The 14,229-nt window shown below is 69.4% G+C and carries 14 protein-coding genes; 11 read left to right on the top strand and 3 right to left on the bottom strand.

All coding sequences use genetic code 11. The annotated features are described in order from the left end of the window. Positions 1 to 57: 57 nt before the first annotated feature. The 3 genes from SPHME3_RS0117690 to SPHME3_RS0117680 all read right to left on the bottom strand — a co-directional run bounded on the left by SPHME3_RS0117690 (position 58) and on the right by SPHME3_RS0117680 (position 2,679). Positions 58 to 459 (bottom strand): DUF2946 family protein, encoded by a 402-nt coding sequence (locus tag SPHME3_RS0117690; protein WP_018251121.1) that lies wholly within the window; start codon positions 457 to 459, stop codon positions 58 to 60. A 73-nt stretch (positions 460 to 532) separates the two neighbouring features. Continuing rightward, positions 533 to 1,732 (bottom strand): FAD-dependent oxidoreductase, encoded by a 1,200-nt coding sequence (locus SPHME3_RS0117685; protein WP_017978029.1) that lies wholly within the window; start codon positions 1,730 to 1,732, stop codon positions 533 to 535. Between the two features lie 68 nt (positions 1,733 to 1,800). Further along, complete coding sequence (locus tag SPHME3_RS0117680) at positions 1,801 to 2,679, bottom strand: polysaccharide deacetylase family protein (RefSeq protein WP_017978030.1); 879 nt, start codon at positions 2,677 to 2,679, stop codon at positions 1,801 to 1,803. A gap of 112 nt (positions 2,680 to 2,791) precedes the next feature. Here SPHME3_RS0117680 and SPHME3_RS0117675 point away from each other — a divergent pair, with 112 nt between their 5' ends. The 11 genes from SPHME3_RS0117675 (at position 2,792) to SPHME3_RS0117620 (ending at position 14,136) form a co-directional block, all read left to right on the top strand. Next, positions 2,792 to 3,340: a TspO/MBR family protein gene (locus tag SPHME3_RS0117675; protein ID WP_017978031.1), complete on the top strand. Its 549-nt coding sequence runs from the start codon at positions 2,792 to 2,794 to the stop codon at positions 3,338 to 3,340. Continuing rightward, positions 3,328 to 3,690, top strand: a complete 363-nt coding sequence (locus tag SPHME3_RS0117670; protein ID WP_017978032.1) for a thiol-disulfide oxidoreductase DCC family protein — start codon at positions 3,328 to 3,330, stop codon at positions 3,688 to 3,690. The genes SPHME3_RS0117675 and SPHME3_RS0117670 overlap by 13 nt, the downstream gene beginning before the upstream one ends. Next, positions 3,687 to 4,181 carry a DUF427 domain-containing protein gene (locus SPHME3_RS0117665; protein WP_020486415.1) on the top strand — a complete coding sequence of 165 codons (495 nt, stop codon included), beginning with the start codon at positions 3,687 to 3,689 and terminating at the stop codon, positions 4,179 to 4,181. Before SPHME3_RS0117670 ends, SPHME3_RS0117665 begins: the two co-directional genes overlap by 4 nt. Before the next feature lie 66 nt (positions 4,182 to 4,247). Then, a complete protein-coding gene (locus SPHME3_RS0117660; RefSeq protein ID WP_017978034.1) occupies positions 4,248 to 5,255 on the top strand; it encodes an adenosine deaminase in 1,008 nt (335 codons plus the stop codon). Positions 5,256 to 5,409: 154 nt separating this feature from the next. Then, on the top strand, positions 5,410 to 6,258 hold the full coding sequence (locus tag SPHME3_RS0117655; RefSeq protein WP_017978035.1) for a TorF family putative porin: 849 nt from the start codon (positions 5,410 to 5,412) through the stop codon (positions 6,256 to 6,258). Between the two features lie 110 nt (positions 6,259 to 6,368). Beyond that, entirely contained in the window at positions 6,369 to 6,458 is a 90-nt protein-coding gene (gene kdpF, locus SPHME3_RS20290; protein WP_017978036.1) for a K(+)-transporting ATPase subunit F, read from the top strand. 13 nt (positions 6,459 to 6,471) lie between these two features. Further along, positions 6,472 to 8,175: a potassium-transporting ATPase subunit KdpA gene (gene kdpA, locus SPHME3_RS0117640; protein WP_017978037.1), complete on the top strand. Its 1,704-nt coding sequence runs from the start codon at positions 6,472 to 6,474 to the stop codon at positions 8,173 to 8,175. Between the two features lie 14 nt (positions 8,176 to 8,189). Next, the gene (kdpB, locus tag SPHME3_RS0117635; RefSeq protein ID WP_017978038.1) at positions 8,190 to 10,223 is read left to right on the top strand and encodes a potassium-transporting ATPase subunit KdpB; all 2,034 of its coding nucleotides are present in this window, start codon (positions 8,190 to 8,192) and stop codon (positions 10,221 to 10,223) included. Positions 10,224 to 10,235: 12 nt separating this feature from the next. Beyond that, complete coding sequence (kdpC, locus tag SPHME3_RS0117630) at positions 10,236 to 10,805, top strand: potassium-transporting ATPase subunit KdpC (protein WP_017978039.1); 570 nt, start codon at positions 10,236 to 10,238, stop codon at positions 10,803 to 10,805. Continuing rightward, positions 10,805 to 13,468, top strand: a complete 2,664-nt coding sequence (locus SPHME3_RS0117625) for a sensor histidine kinase (RefSeq protein WP_017978040.1) — start codon at positions 10,805 to 10,807, stop codon at positions 13,466 to 13,468. The genes kdpC and SPHME3_RS0117625 overlap by 1 nt, the downstream gene beginning before the upstream one ends. Next, positions 13,468 to 14,136: a response regulator transcription factor gene (locus tag SPHME3_RS0117620; RefSeq protein WP_017978041.1), complete on the top strand. Its 669-nt coding sequence runs from the start codon at positions 13,468 to 13,470 to the stop codon at positions 14,134 to 14,136. The genes SPHME3_RS0117625 and SPHME3_RS0117620 overlap by 1 nt, the downstream gene beginning before the upstream one ends. The last annotated feature ends 93 nt before the right edge of the window (positions 14,137 to 14,229 follow it).

The following is a 14,229-nucleotide window of genomic DNA, read 5'->3' as shown; positions in this document are numbered from 1 at the left end:
CGATCGCCTGCGGCACGGGCGAGGGGAACGCCGCGGGGCGTCCCGTCTCGCCATCGATCAGGCGGTGGCGGGTGGCGCGCGCAGCGGGGGGCGGAGGCGGGTGAACTGCCGCGGGGCGGGCGGAACGACCGTCCGGAAGACGGTCGCGACGATGAAGGCGACGACCAGCGCGAGCAGCAGCGGATCGGCGCCGCTCATCGCGGGGGCGTTGAGGCCGGCAAAGGCGCAGGGCTGCTCCGCCTTGCCGTGATCCGGCTTGTCGTCGTGATGCGCCATGCCGGGCATCGCCATGGTCATCGTCACCGGGCCGTAGCCCGAGCAGATCTCGATCGTGATCGCGCCGTTCGACGAACCCAGCATATAGCCGTTGGGCACCACGATTTTCATCAGCAGCGTCAATGCGATCAGCCAGACGGCCAAACAGCGATGATGCAGGACATGATGGCGTATCGCGCTCACCGGACTGCCCTATCGCCCGATGGTGCCGCCGTCACCTTGCATTTTGGTAGGAGCACGATGCGCCGGCGTGCCGTCAGCCGAACAACGGCTTCAGTGGATTGCCGATCAGCCCGCTGACCATCGCCGCCTGGATGCGCGTTGCCGGCCACAGCTTCGACACGGGGCCAACGATCCGGTCGCGGACGAACGGGAGCGCGTGGCTGTCGGACTGGTAGACGGGGGTGAACAGCGCGGTGAGGGCCTGGTACAGATGCACGTGCCGCCGCCGCATCGCGATCGCCTTGCCCAGCGCCGCGGCCACGTCCGGCGATCCTCGCAACGCGAGCGCGAGCGCATAGGCATCGAGCAGCGCCATGTTCGCGCCCTGTCCCAATTGCGGGCTGGCCGAATGCCAGGCGTCGCCGATGTGGATGATGCCCGCCTCCGCCGGCGTCGGCAGCGTCCGGTGGGCGTAGCGGGCGAAGGTGAGCTGGTCGGGGGAGCGGATCTGGTCGAGCAAGGCGCGCGTCGCCGGCCATAAGGCGGAGACTTCCGCCTTCCAGGCATCGAGCCCCGCCGCCTGCCATTCGGCGAGTCGATCGGCGCGCAGCGACCAGAAGAGCGCCGCCTGCTGGCGCGGATCGCCCGGAAACCGCCCGATGGGCAGCACGCCGATCATCACGTTTGCCCGCCGATAGCGCTGTTCGAGCGCGGCGGGATCGAAGCCGGCATAGGCGGGCCAGTCGAGCGTTCCCCATAGCGCGCCATAAGCGAGCGTGCGGCCGCAGGGCGGCGCCAGCGGCGTCCGCGTGCCGAGCGCGTCGACGATGAGGTCGAACGGGCCGATCCGGCGGCCGCCCTCCAACAGCAGGACGCGACGGTCAGCGGCGGTCAGGTCGCTGCCCGACACCGCGCAGCCGGTTTCGATCGCGATGCCCTCGGCAGCGACAGCCTGATGCAGCAGGGCGAACAGGGTCGCGCGATGCACGCCGACGCCGAACCCGGCCCGCTTGCCGAGCGCGGCATAGCGGACGGACAGGACGACGCGGCCGCTGCGTCCCGCCTCGCCATGCAGGCGATCGATGCGGGCACCGTGGTCGAGCAGCGCGTCGGCCAGCCCCAACGCGCGCAGGACCGCGAAACCGGTCGGCTGGATCATCAGCCCCGATCCCACGGGGCGGGGCGCATCGAACCGCTCGAACAAGGTGACATGATGGCCGTCGCGATGCAGCAGCAGCGCGGTGGCGAGGCCCGCCGGGCCGCAGCCGGCAATCGCGATGTGAAGACGCCGCATCGCGCCAGCCTAGCCGGACGGCGGCCTCGCGCCATCCTTTTCGATCATAATGAAGTGCCGGCCGCGGGTCACACCGCCAGATCGTTTGCCTCGACATGCGCGGCGATGTCGCCGGCGGTGGTCCACCAGATGCGCGGATCGTTCGCGGCCCGGAGCTCGGTCAGCACGCGGGCGAGGGCGGGCGTGCGATGCGCCTGTCCCATGATATACGGGTGCAGCGCGATGCCGAGGACCACGGGGCGGCGGTCGCATTCCGACAGCAATTGCTCGACGGCGGCGCGGATCATGCCGGCGAACGTCTCCGCCTCCTGCCGGCGAGCGATGATCGCGGGGATGTCGTTGATCTCCTGCGAATAGGGGACCGACAGCAGCCCGCCGTGCGCGGTCGACAGCCGCGTCGGCTGGTCGTCGTGCGCCCAGTCCAGCACGTAGCGATAGCCCTGCTGCGCCAGCAGGTCCGGCGTCTGGTCGCTTTCGGAAATCCAGGGGCCGAGCCACCCCGTCGGGCGGACGCCCAGTGCGGCGAGCCGATCGGTGACGTCGCCGATCATCGTCGCTTCGCGCCGGCCGGACAGGTCGCCCTGCGCCGTGGCGTTCGTCGCGCCATGCGCCGCAATCTCGTCGCCACGGTCGCGGCACGCCTCGGCCAGGCCGGGGCAGGCATCGAGCACGTCCGCGTTGACCAGCGCCGTGGTGCGCAGGTCGAGCCGGTCGAACAGATCGAACAGCCGCCACGCGCCGACGCGATTGCCGTAATCGCGCCAGGCATAGTTCATGACGTCGGGATCGGTCTGCGCCGGGGCCAGCTCGGCACCCAGGCCGCTGCCGAATTGGAACACCTCGTAATTGACGCCCAGATAGATGGCGAGGCGGCCACCATTGGGCCAGTCGTAGACGGGGCGATCGGTGATCGGGCGATAGGCGTAGCGGTCGTGGTGCGAGCTCATCTGCCGGTAACGCGTCGCGGTCGCCTTGGGCCCAAATCGCCGGTCGTCGCATGGGCTGGAACGTCCGCGCGCGTGGCTCGCTGTAGCGGCAGGTCATTACAGGAGGTCAGACGTGGGCACGAGTAGCGGACGGACGACGGACACCGGCGGCGGTCGATTGGGTCGCGGTGCGGCGCTGGCGTCGGTCGCCGCCGTGCTGGGGATCAGCGCGCTGGTGGGGCGCCGCAATGCGCCCGACGCGACGCATCCGGGCGTGCGGCGCTGGTATCGCAAGCTCGACAAGCCGGGCTTCACGCCGCCCGACGCCGCCTTTGGCGCGGTGTGGCCGGTGCTGGAAACGGGGCTGGCGGTGGGCGGCTATCGCCTGTTGCGCAGCCCATCGGGGGCGAGCCGCAATGCGGCGGTCGGCCTGTGGCTGGTCAACAGCGCGCTGATCGGCGGGTGGACGCAGCTGTTCTTTCGCGAGCGGCAGTTGGGCGCGAGCGCGGCGGTGTCGGGTGCGATGGTGGCGACGGGCGCGGCCTATGTCGCCACCGCCGCGCGCGTCGATCGGCCGGCGGCGGCGCTGGCCGTCCCCTTCGTCGGCTGGCTGGGCTTTGCGACGTTGCTGGCCGGGCGGATCTGGCGCGACAATCCGGCGGAGGGGCGATGCGCCGCGTAACCGTATGGCATGACGGCCAGTGTCCGCTGTGCCGGCGCGAGATCGCCATGATGCGCCGGCTGGACCGGCGCGGCCGGATCGACTTCGTCGACGTCGCCGGCCCGGGAAGCTGCCCGATCGACCGCAGCGCGATGCTGGCGCGCTTCCACGCGCGCGAGGGCGACGGGCCGTTATTGTCGGGTGCGGCCGCCTTCGCGGCGATGTGGCGGGCGATCCCGCTGCTGCGCCCGCTGGGCATCGCGGCGCGCAACCCCATCGTGCTGGCGATGCTGGAGCGCGCGTATCGCGGCTTCCTGCGGGTGCGGCCGCGCCTGCAACGCTGGCTGCGGCGGCGCGAGGCACGCGCATGAGGCCGTGGCGCGATCCCGTTGGTCCGGGCCAGCAGAGCGTCTGGGATTTTCCGCGACCCGCGGTGGCGGAGGCGAGCGATCGGCACGTCCGCATCGAGCATCGCGGCGTCGTGGTGGCAGACACCCGTGCGCCGGTCCGGACGCTGGAGACCAGCCATCCGCCGACTTGGTACATCCCGCCGGCCGATATCACGCCCGGCGTGCTGATCCCGTCCGACCGGCGATCCTTCTGCGAATGGAAGGGGCATGCGGTGTACTGGCATGTGCAGGTCGCCGACGTCCGGCTGACCGATGTCGCCTGGAGCTATCCCGATCCGACACGCGGCTTCGCGATCCTGCGCGACCATGTCGCGTTCTACGCCGGGCCGTTCGACCGCTGCCTGGTCGATGGCGAACAGGTGATCCCGCAGCCGGGCGGCTTCTATGGCGGGTGGATCACGGCGGACCTGGCGGGGCCGTTCAAGGGCGTGCCGGGCAGCATGGGCTGGTAGGCCGGGCGCCGCTTGCGGAACGGCGGTTCGCGTTGCAGTTTCGGTCGCCGTGCCTGGAGTGACCGAATGACCGAGGATTTCATCGCCGCCTTGCCCAAGGCCGAGCTGCACCTGCACATCGAGGGCAGTCTGGAGCCCGAGCTGATGTTCGCGCTGGCCAAGCGCAACGGTGTCGCGATCCCCTATGCATCGGTGGAGGCGGTGCGCGCGGCCTATGCCTTTTCCAACCTGCAGGATTTCCTCGACATCTATTATGCCGGGGCGGACGTGCTGCGCACGCGGGCCGACTTTCACGATCTGGCCGCTGCCTATTTCGACCGGGCCGCCGCGGACGGCGTGGTGCATGCCGAGATCATGTTCGATCCGCAGACTCACACGGCGCGCGGCATTCCCTTTGGCGAGGTGATCGAGGGGCTGCTCTCCGCGATGGCGGAGGCGGAAGCGCGGCATGGCATGACCAGCGCGCTGATCATGAGCTTCCTGCGCCATCTGAGCGAGGAGGAGGCGTTCGCGACGCTGGAGGAGGCGACGCCGTGGCTCGACCGGATCACTGCGGTGGGCCTCGATTCGTCCGAGGTCGGCCATCCGCCCGAAAAGTTCGCGCGCGTCTTCGCCGCCGCCCGCGCGAAGGGGCTGAAGCTGGTCGCGCATGCCGGGGAAGAGGGGCCGCCGGAGTACGTCCGCCAGGCGCTCGACCTGCTCGACGTGGACCGGATCGATCATGGCAACCGCTCGCTGGAGGACGCCGCCTTGGTCGCGCGGCTGGCGGACGAGGGGATGACGCTGACGGTGTGCCCGCTGTCGAACCTGAAACTGTGCGTGGTCGACCGGATCGAGGATCACCCGATCGATTCGATGCTGGCGCAGGGGCTGCGTGCGACGATCAATTCGGACGATCCCGCCTATTTCGGCGGCTATGTCGCGGACAATTATCGCGCGGTGGCGGCGGCGCGGGGGCTGGACCGCGCGGCACTGGCGACGCTGGCGCGCAACAGCTTTACCGGATCGTTCCTGCCGCCCGACGCGGTGGCGGCGCATCTGGCGCGGCTGGACGCCTTCGTCGCGGCAGCGTGAGAGGGGCCGCGTAAAAACATACGGAAAACATACGCCTTGACCCGATAATCGCTCTCGAAACCCTACGGACGCACGGCCTAATTGCCTTGCCCGCAGGAGGATCCGGCGCCCGTTCGCGGCGCCCGGATCCTCCGTTCGTGGGAGGTTCGATTTCGTGCGTATCCGTTATTGTTTTGCCGTCGCCCTGCTGCCCGTCGCGGCACCCGCTTATGCCCAGAGCACCGACACCGCGCCGCCGCCGGCCGTCACCGTCAGCGGATCGGCCGCGATCCTGTCCGACTATCGCCTGCGCGGCATCTCGCAGACCGACGAGCATATGGCGGTGCAGGCCGGGCTGACCGTCGCGCATAAGAGCGGCGTCTATGTCGGTGCCTGGGCGTCGAACCTTGCCGGCTGGGGCACGTTCGGTGGCGCCAATATGGAGCTGGACCTGATCGGCGGGTACAAGACCAAGATCAGCCCGACCGGCACGCTCGACGTCGGCCTGACCTGGTACATGTATCCGGGCGGCGCCAACAAGACGGACTATGCCGAACCCTATGTGAAGCTGTCGGGCACCACCGGCCCGGTCTCGCTGACCGCGGGTGCGGCCTATGCGCCCAAGCAGCAGGCGATCGGCAAATGGTACGATAACGGCGCCAGCGCGGCGGCCGGCGTCTACGACCATCCCGGCGCGAAGAGCGACAATCTGTACCTCTGGGGCGACGGCGCGGCGGCGATCATGGGCACGCCGTTCACCGCCAAGGCGCATATCGGCCACAGCTGGGGCATGGACGGCCTGGGCCCCAATGCCACCGCGCCGACGCCGACCGGCGATTATTGGGACTGGTCGCTGGGGGTCGACACCAGCTGGCACAACCTGACGCTGGGCGTCGCCTGGATCGATACGAACATTTCGGACCGCGACGCCGCCTATCTGCGGCCGAGCTTCAGCAAGGGACAGGACGGCACCGGCAATATCGCCGGCAGCACTGCGCTCGTCTCGCTCACCGCCGCCTTCTGAACGGGGAGACCTTTCCATGCAGGATATCATCTGGCTGTCGATCATCGGCGGGCTGTCGGCGCTGACGCTGGCCTATGCCCGCCTGTGCGACAAAGCGTGAGGGCGCGACCATGACCATCGACCTGTGGCTCGCCGCCGCCTGCGCGCTCGGCCTGCTCGCCTATCTGGTGGCGGTATTGCTCCGCCCCGAACGCTTCTGAAGGGAGCGCCGTCATGACCATCCAGGGTTGGGGCCTGATCCTCGCCTTCGTCGCGGTGCTGCTCGCCCTCGTCAAGCCGGTCGGCCTGTGGCTGTTCGCGCTGTACGAGGGGCGACGCACGCCGCTCCATGCCGTGCTCGGCCCCGTCGAGCGCCGCTTCTATCGTCTGTCGGGCATCGACCCGGCGGAAGAGCAGGGCTGGCGCCGCTACGCCGTCCATATGCTGCTGTTCAACATCGCGCTGATGCTGTTCACTTATGCCGTGCTGCGCTTGCAGGCGGTGCTGCCGCTCAACCCGCTGCATTATGCGGGCGTGGGCGCGGACGGCGCGTTCAACACCGCGATCAGCTTTACCACCAACACCAACTGGCAATGGTATGCGGGCGAATCGACGCTGTCGAACCTCAGCCAGATGCTGGCGCTGACCATCCACAATTTCACCTCGGCGGCGACGGGCATCGCGCTCGCCTTCGCGCTGTTCCGCGGCTTCGCGCGGCGGCAGGCAAATGGCATCGGCAACTTCTGGGCCGATATGACCCGGATCACGTTGTACCTGCTGCTGCCGGCGTGCATCGTCTACACGATCGTCCTGATCGCGAGCGGCGTGCCGCAGACGCTGGCCGGTTCGGTCGACGTGACGACGCTGGAAGGGCTGCGCCAGACGCTGGCGCTGGGCCCGGTCGCCAGCCAGGAAGCGATCAAGATGCTCGGCACCAACGGTGGCGGCTTCTTCAACGCCAATAGCGCGCATCCGTTCGAAAACCCCGGCGCGCTGGTCAATTTCGTGCAGATGGCGTCGATCTTCGTGATCGGCATGGGCCTGACCTGGACGTTCGGCAAGGCCGTGGGCGACACGCGCCAGGGCTGGGCGATCCTGGCGGCGATGATGCTGCTGTTCCTGGCCGGCGTCGGCGTCACCTATTGGCAGGAAGCGGCGGGCAATCCGGTGCTGCACCATCTGGGCGTCGCGGGCGGCAACATGGAGGGCAAGGAGGTGCGCTTCGGCATCGCCGCGTCCGCACTCTTCTCGGTCGTCACGACGGCGGCGTCGTGCGGCGCGGTCAATGCGATGCACGACAGCTTCACCGCGCTGGGCGGCATGATCCCGCTGATCAACATGCAGCTGGGCGAAGTGGTGGTCGGCGGCGTGGGTGCCGGTATCTACGGCTTCCTGCTGTTCGCGATCCTCGCCGTCTTCGTCGCCGGCCTGATGGTCGGGCGCACGCCCGAATATGTCGGCAAGAAGATCGAGGCGCGCGAGGTGAAGCTCGCGGTGCTCGCCATCGCGGTGCTGCCGCTGGTCATCCTGGGCGGCACGGCGCTGTCCGCGGTCGCGCAGGCGGGCCTCGCCGGGCCGCTCAACAAGGGGCCGCATGGCTTCAGCGAGATCCTGTACGCCTTCACCAGCGCGGTGGGGAACAACGGATCGGCCTTCGCCGGCCTGACCGCGGGTACGCCCTGGTACAACGGCCTGCTGGGCGTCGCGATGTGGATCGGGCGGTTCTTCGTGATCGTACCGATGCTGGCGATCGCCGGCAGCCTTGCCGCCAAGCGCCACACGCCGGCGGGCGCGGGATCCTTCCCGACCACCGGCGGCCTCTGGGTCGGCCTGCTGGTCGGCATCATCCTGGTGCTGGGCGGCCTCACCTTCCTGCCGAGCCTCGCCCTCGGTCCCATTGCCGATCATCTCGCGATGATCGGTGGCCAGCTTTCGTAAGGGGCGCCACTATCATGGCCCAGACACGCAACGCATCCTTGTTCACCGCAGAGCTGATCGTGCCGGCGATCCGCGATGCCTTCGTCAAACTCGATCCCCGGCAATTGATCCGTAACCCCGTCATGTTCACCACCGCGGTCGTCGCGGTGCTGCTGACCGTCCTGCTGGCGGTGGGGCAGGACGGCCTGTCGACCGGCTTCAAGCTGCAGCTCGTCGTCTGGCTGTGGCTGACGGTGCTGTTCGGGACCTTCGCCGAGGCGCTGGCGGAAGGGCGCGGCAAGGCACAGGCCGCCAGCCTGCGCGATGCCAAGGCCGAACTGAAGGCCAAAAGGCTGATCGGCGTCGGCGACGCCTGGGAGCTGGTGGCCGGCACGCGGCTCAGCGTCGGCGACGTCGTGCTGGTCGAGACGGGCGACCTGATCCCGTCCGACGGCGAGGTGATCCAGGGCGTCGCATCGGTCAACGAAGCCGCGATCACCGGCGAGAGTGCGCCGGTGATCCGCGAGGCGGGCGGCGACCGGTCGGCGGTGACGGCGGGCACACGCGTCATCTCCGATTCGATCAAGGTGCGCGTCACCGTCGAGCCGGGACAAGGCTTCCTCGATCGCATGATCGCGCTGGTCGAGGGCGCCGAGCGGCAGAAGACGCCGAACGAGATCGCGCTGACCATCCTGCTGACCGGCCTGACGATCATCTTCCTGATCGCGGTCGCGACCATTCCGGGCTTCGCCAGCTATGCCGGCGGGTCGATCCCGGTCGCGATCCTGGCGGCGCTGCTGATCACGCTGATCCCGACGACGATCGCCGCCTTGCTCTCGGCAATCGGCATTGCGGGGATGGACCGGCTGGTGCGCTTCAACGTGCTCGCCAAGTCGGGTCGCGCGGTGGAGGCGGCGGGCGATATCGACGTGCTGCTGCTCGACAAGACCGGGACGATCACCATCGGCGACCGGCAGGCGAGCGAGTTCCGCAGCGTCGGCGGCGCGAGCGCCGAAGACCTCGCCGAAGCCGCGCTGCTCGCCAGCCTGGCGGACGAGACGCCCGAAGGCCGGTCGATCGTCGTGCTGGCGCGCGAGCGCTTCGGCCAGACCGCGACGCTTCCCGATCATGCCGAGGTGATCGCCTTTACCGCGCAGACCCGCGTGTCGGGGGTGCGGATCGGCGACACGCTGATTCAGAAGGGCGCGGTCGATTCGATCCTGCGCGCCAATCCGGGCAGCGGCGAGACCGCGGCGGCGACCGAATTGCGCCGCATCACCGACGAGATCGCCCGTGCCGGCGGCACGCCGCTGGCGGTGGCGAAGGACGGCCGCCTGCTCGGCGCGATCTTCCTGAAGGACGTGGTGAAGGCGGGCATCCGCGAACGCTTCGCCGAGCTGCGCCAGATGGGCATCCGCACGGTGATGATCACCGGCGACAATCCGCTGACCGCGGCGGCGATCGCGGCCGAGGCGGGGGTCGACGACTTCCTCGCCCAGGCGACGCCCGAGGACAAGCTGGACCTGATCCGCAAGGAACAGACCGGCGGGCGGCTGGTCGCGATGTGCGGCGATGGCACCAACGATGCGCCGGCGCTGGCGCAGGCGGACGTCGGCGTGGCGATGAACACCGGCACGCAGGCCGCGCGCGAGGCCGGCAACATGGTCGACCTGGACAGCGACCCCACGAAGCTGATCGAGGTCGTCGGCCTCGGCAAGCAACTGCTGATGACGCGGGGGGCGCTGACGACCTTCTCGGTCGCCAATGACGTCGCCAAATATTTCGCGATCATCCCGGCGATGTTCGTCGCGCTCTATCCGGGGCTGGGCGTGCTCAACGTGATGGGGCTGACGACGCCGCAGAGCGCGATCCTGTCGGCGATCATCTTCAATGCGCTGATCATCCCGGCATTGGTGCCGCTGGCGCTGAAGGGCGTGACCTATCGCCCGATGGGGGCGGGGCCGCTGCTGGCACGCAATTTGGCGATCTATGGCCTGGGCGGGCTGCTCGCGCCGTTCATCGGAATCAAGCTGATCGACATCGTCGTCGGTGGCCTCGGACTGGCCTGAGGAGTAGATATAATGGGCAAGGATTTCTCTTCGGCCTTGCGGCCGGCGATCGTGATGACGCTGTTGTTCGCCGCATTGCTCGGCATCGTCTATCCGCTGGCGATGACCGGCGTCGGCCAGATCGTCTTCCCCCATCAGGCGAACGGCAGCCTAATCGAACAGGGCGGGCGCGTGATCGGGTCGGACGTCGTCGGGCAGGCGTTCACGTCGGACCGTTATTTCCAGACGCGTCCCTCCGCGGCGGGCAAGGGCTATGACGGCATGGCGTCGAGCGGATCGAACCTCGGCCCGGCGAGCAAGGCATTGGCCGATCGCGTGACCGCCGATGTGGCGAAGCGTCGGGCGGAGGGCGTGACGGGGCCGATCCCCGCCGATCTCGTCACCACCAGCGGATCGGGCCTCGACCCCGATCTGTCGCCGGAGGCGGCACTGGCGCAGGCCCCCCGCATCGCGCGCGTCCGCGGCCTGCCGGTGGCACGCATCGAGGCGATGGTCGCCGCGGCGACCGAGGCCCCCGTGCTGGGTGAGCCCCATGTAAATGTGCTTGCACTCAACCGCGCGCTCGACGCATCCCGCAGGTGATGAGCGACGGCCGGCCCGACCCCCAGGCATTGCTGCGTCAGGCGGCGCAGGAGGGTCGCGGCCGCCTGAAGATCTTCCTCGGGGCGGCACCGGGCGTCGGCAAGACGTTCGAGATGCTGTCCGAGGGGAAGGCGCGGGCGCGCGAGGGCGTCGATGTCGTCGTCGGCGTGGTCGAGACGCACGGCCGTGCCGAGACGGACGCGCTGACCCGCGGGTTCGAGATTCTGCCGCGCCTCGCCATCCCCTACGAAGGGCGGACGCTGCACGAGATGGACCTCGACGCGCTGATCGCCCGCGCGCCGCGCCTCGCGCTGGTCGACGAGCTGGCCCATACCAATGCGCCGGGCAGCCGCCATCCCAAGCGGCATCAGGACGTCGAGGAACTGCTCGCTGCGGGGATCGACGTCTATTCGACGATCAACATCCAGCATGTCGAAAGCCTCAACGATATCGTCGCGGGCTTCACCCACGTCCGGGTGCGCGAGACGGTGCCCGACAGCGTGTTGGAGGCGGCCGAGATCGAGGTGGTCGATATCCCGCCCGACGAATTGATCGAGCGGCTGAAGGCGGGCAAGGTCTATCTGCCGCAGGAAGCGACCCGCGCGCTCCAGCACTTTTTCTCCAAATCCAATCTGTCGGCGTTGCGCGAATTGGCACTGACCCGCGCTGCGCAGGCGGTCGACGCGCAGATGCTGGAGCATGTCCGCGCGCTGGGCGTCGGCGGCACCTGGGCGGGGGCGGAGCGGATCGTCGTCGCGATCAACGAACTGGCGGGCGGCGAAGGGCTGGTGCGGGCGGGCAAGCGCGTGGCGGACGGGTTGCGCGGGCCGTGGACAGCGCTCTTCATCGAAACGCCGCGTGTCGCCGCGTTCAGCGATGCGCAGCACGCCCGCGTCGCGGCGGCGATGACGCTGGCGACGCAGCTGGGCGCGACGGTGGTGACCGTTCCGGCGGCGGGGGTGGTCGAGGGGATCAAGGCCTATCTGGCCGATGCGCGCGCGACGCAGCTGATCGTCGGCAAGTCGCGGCGGTCACGCTGGTTCGAACTGCGGCATGGATCGGTAGTCGACCGGCTGGTGCGCGAGACGCCGGGCGTCACCGTCCACGTCCTGCCGGTTGCGGGTGGTGCGACGAAGCCCGAACGCCTGCCGCGACGGCGTGGCGCATGGGGTACGCGGCTGGGCTATGTCGCGACCAGCGCGATGATCGCGGGAGTCACCGGCGCCGGCACCGCGTTGTTCCGCGTGCTGCAGCTCGGCAATGTCGGCATGCTGTACCTGCTGCCGGTGATGGCGGCGGCGAGCCTGTTCGGGCTGCGCACCGGCCTGTTCGCGGGGCTGGCATCGAGCCTGGCCTATAACTTCTTCTTCCTGCCGCCGACCGGCACGTTCACGATCAGCAATCCCGAAAACGTCATTTCGGTGTTCGTGCTGTTGGGCGTCGCCTTCGTCACCAGCCATCTCGCCGCGCGGGTGCGGGCACAGGCCGACCTCGCCAGCCAGAGCGCGCGGACCAATGCGGCGCTGACCGGCTTTCTGCGCCAGTTGACCGAACTGGCCGACGATGCGGCGGTGAAGCGCGCTACCTGCCGCGAAATCGCGCATATCCTCGACGTGCATAGCGTGCTGCTCGGCGCGGGCGCCGGCGGACTGGACGTACAGGCCGCCGATGCGGAAGGGTATCAGCTCGGCACGCTCGATCTCGCCGCGGCGCAATGGGCGTTCGACAATGCGACGACGACGGGGCGTGGATCGGGCACGCTGACCGCATCGGACTGGGTGTTCCACCCGCTGTCGCACGCCGGGCGGACGCTGGCGGTGCTGGGCCTCGCGCGCGATGGCGGCGGCGACCCGGTGCGCGCCGACCAATTGCCCTTGCTGACCAGCCTGATCGACCAGGCTGCGATGGTGCTGGAGCGGTTGCGGCTGGAAGGCGAGATGCGCGACGTCGAGACGATCCGCACCCGCGATCGCCTGCGCGGGGCATTGCTGTCGTCGGTCAGCCACGACCTGCGCACGCCGCTGACCGCGGTGAAGGCCGCCGCCGCTGAGCTGCGCCACGGCGTGACGCCGGATCTGGTCACGACGATCGAGGTCGAGACGCGGCGGCTGGACCGGTTCGTCGCCAATCTGCTCGACATGGCGCGGATCGAGGCGGGCGCACTGACGCTGGCGATCGAGCCGACCGACCTTGCCGATGCGGTGACGGGTGCGGCGCATGACGCGCGTGCGGCGCTCGCCGGCCATGCGATCCGGCTGGACGTGCCGCCCGACCTGCCACTCGTCCGCTGCGACGCGCAGCTGCTGCATCATTGCCTGCTCAACCTGTTCGACAATGCCGGCCGCTATGCCGATCCGGGCACCGCGATCCGCATCGTCGGCGCGCATCGTGGCGCAACGTTGCGGTTGTCGGTGGTCGACGAGGGGCCGGGCCTGCCGCCGGGGGCGGAAAGCGCGATCTTCGACACGTTCCGCCGCTTCGACGGATCGGATCGGTCGGCCGGGGGCACGGGCCTGGGTCTTGCTATCGTCAAGGCGTTTGCGGAGGCGATGGGCGTCGGCGTGGAGGCGGCCAATCGTGACGATGGCGCGGGCGCCCGGTTTACGCTGGTCTTCCCGTCCGCAACGATCGTGCGCGACGCAATGGTCGAGGGGCAGGTCTGATGGCGCGGGTGCTGGTGGTGGATGATGAGCCGGCGATCCGGCGGTTGCTCCGCCAGACGCTGGAGCGCGCCGGCCACGACGTGATCGACGCCGCCGATGCGCGCACGGCGCTGGCCGCGGTGGCGCAGGACGCGCCGGATGCGGTGCTGCTCGATCTGGGGTTGCCGGGGCGGGACGGGCTGGAGCTGGTGCCGGTCATCGCGCGGACGCCGGGGGTCGCGCTGCTGGTCGTCTCCGCGCGCGATACGACCGAGGACAAGGTCGCCGCACTCGACCTCGGCGCGGACGATTACGTGACCAAGCCGTTCGACAGCGAGGAATTGCTCGCCCGCCTGCGCGTCGCGCTCCGGCGTAGCGAGGCGAAGGGCGGCGGTGTGGTGCGCGCGGGCGAGGTGTCGATCGATCCCGCCGCGCACCGCGTCGAACGCGCGGGCGCGGAGGTGCATCTGACGCGCAAGGAATATGAGGTGCTGACGCTGCTCGCCGACCATGCCGGGCGCGTCGTGACGCACAAGTTGATTTTGCAGCGCGTGTGGGGCGGCCACGATCCGAAGGTCGAATATCTCCGCATCGTGATCCGCAACCTGCGCCAGAAGCTGGAGGCGCCGCGCCCCGTCGGCAGCCTGATCGCGAACGAACAGGGAATTGGCTATCGGCTGATCGGGTAGGCTTTTTCGCTGGCACGGTGTCGCCCTCACCCTTCCGCGCCTTCGGCGCTCCCTCCCTCTCCCAACGGGAGAGGGAAGAGCCGGCAAAGCCAG

The organism is Sphingomonas melonis DAPP-PG 224, assembly GCF_000379045.1.
Taxonomy (GTDB): Bacteria; Pseudomonadota; Alphaproteobacteria; order Sphingomonadales; family Sphingomonadaceae; genus Sphingomonas; species Sphingomonas aquatilis.
Note: the sequence above shows the minus strand (reverse complement) of the source record. Positions and strands in the feature narration are given on the sequence as shown.

Excerpts from the sequence above, each read along its gene's own strand:
- SPHME3_RS0117625 (WP_017978040.1), top strand. The coding sequence starts at position 10,805 with ATGAGCGACGGCCGGCCCGACCCCCAGGCATTGCTGCGTCAGGCGGCG.
- SPHME3_RS0117670 (WP_017978032.1), top strand. The coding sequence starts at position 3,328 with ATGCGCCGCGTAACCGTATGGCATGACGGCCAGTGTCCGCTGTGCCGG.
- kdpF (WP_017978036.1), top strand. The coding sequence starts at position 6,369 with ATGACCATCGACCTGTGGCTCGCCGCCGCCTGCGCGCTCGGCCTGCTC.
- kdpA (WP_017978037.1), top strand. The coding sequence starts at position 6,472 with ATGACCATCCAGGGTTGGGGCCTGATCCTCGCCTTCGTCGCGGTGCTG.
- SPHME3_RS0117620 (WP_017978041.1), top strand. The coding sequence starts at position 13,468 with ATGGCGCGGGTGCTGGTGGTGGATGATGAGCCGGCGATCCGGCGGTTG.
- SPHME3_RS0117685 (WP_017978029.1), bottom strand. The coding sequence starts at position 1,732 with ATGCGGCGTCTTCACATCGCGATTGCCGGCTGCGGCCCGGCGGGCCTC.
- SPHME3_RS0117665 (WP_020486415.1), top strand. The coding sequence starts at position 3,687 with ATGAGGCCGTGGCGCGATCCCGTTGGTCCGGGCCAGCAGAGCGTCTGG.
- kdpC (WP_017978039.1), top strand. The coding sequence starts at position 10,236 with ATGGGCAAGGATTTCTCTTCGGCCTTGCGGCCGGCGATCGTGATGACG.
- SPHME3_RS0117660 (WP_017978034.1), top strand. The coding sequence starts at position 4,248 with ATGACCGAGGATTTCATCGCCGCCTTGCCCAAGGCCGAGCTGCACCTG.
- SPHME3_RS0117680 (WP_017978030.1), bottom strand. The coding sequence starts at position 2,679 with ATGAGCTCGCACCACGACCGCTACGCCTATCGCCCGATCACCGATCGC.
- kdpB (WP_017978038.1), top strand. The coding sequence starts at position 8,190 with ATGGCCCAGACACGCAACGCATCCTTGTTCACCGCAGAGCTGATCGTG.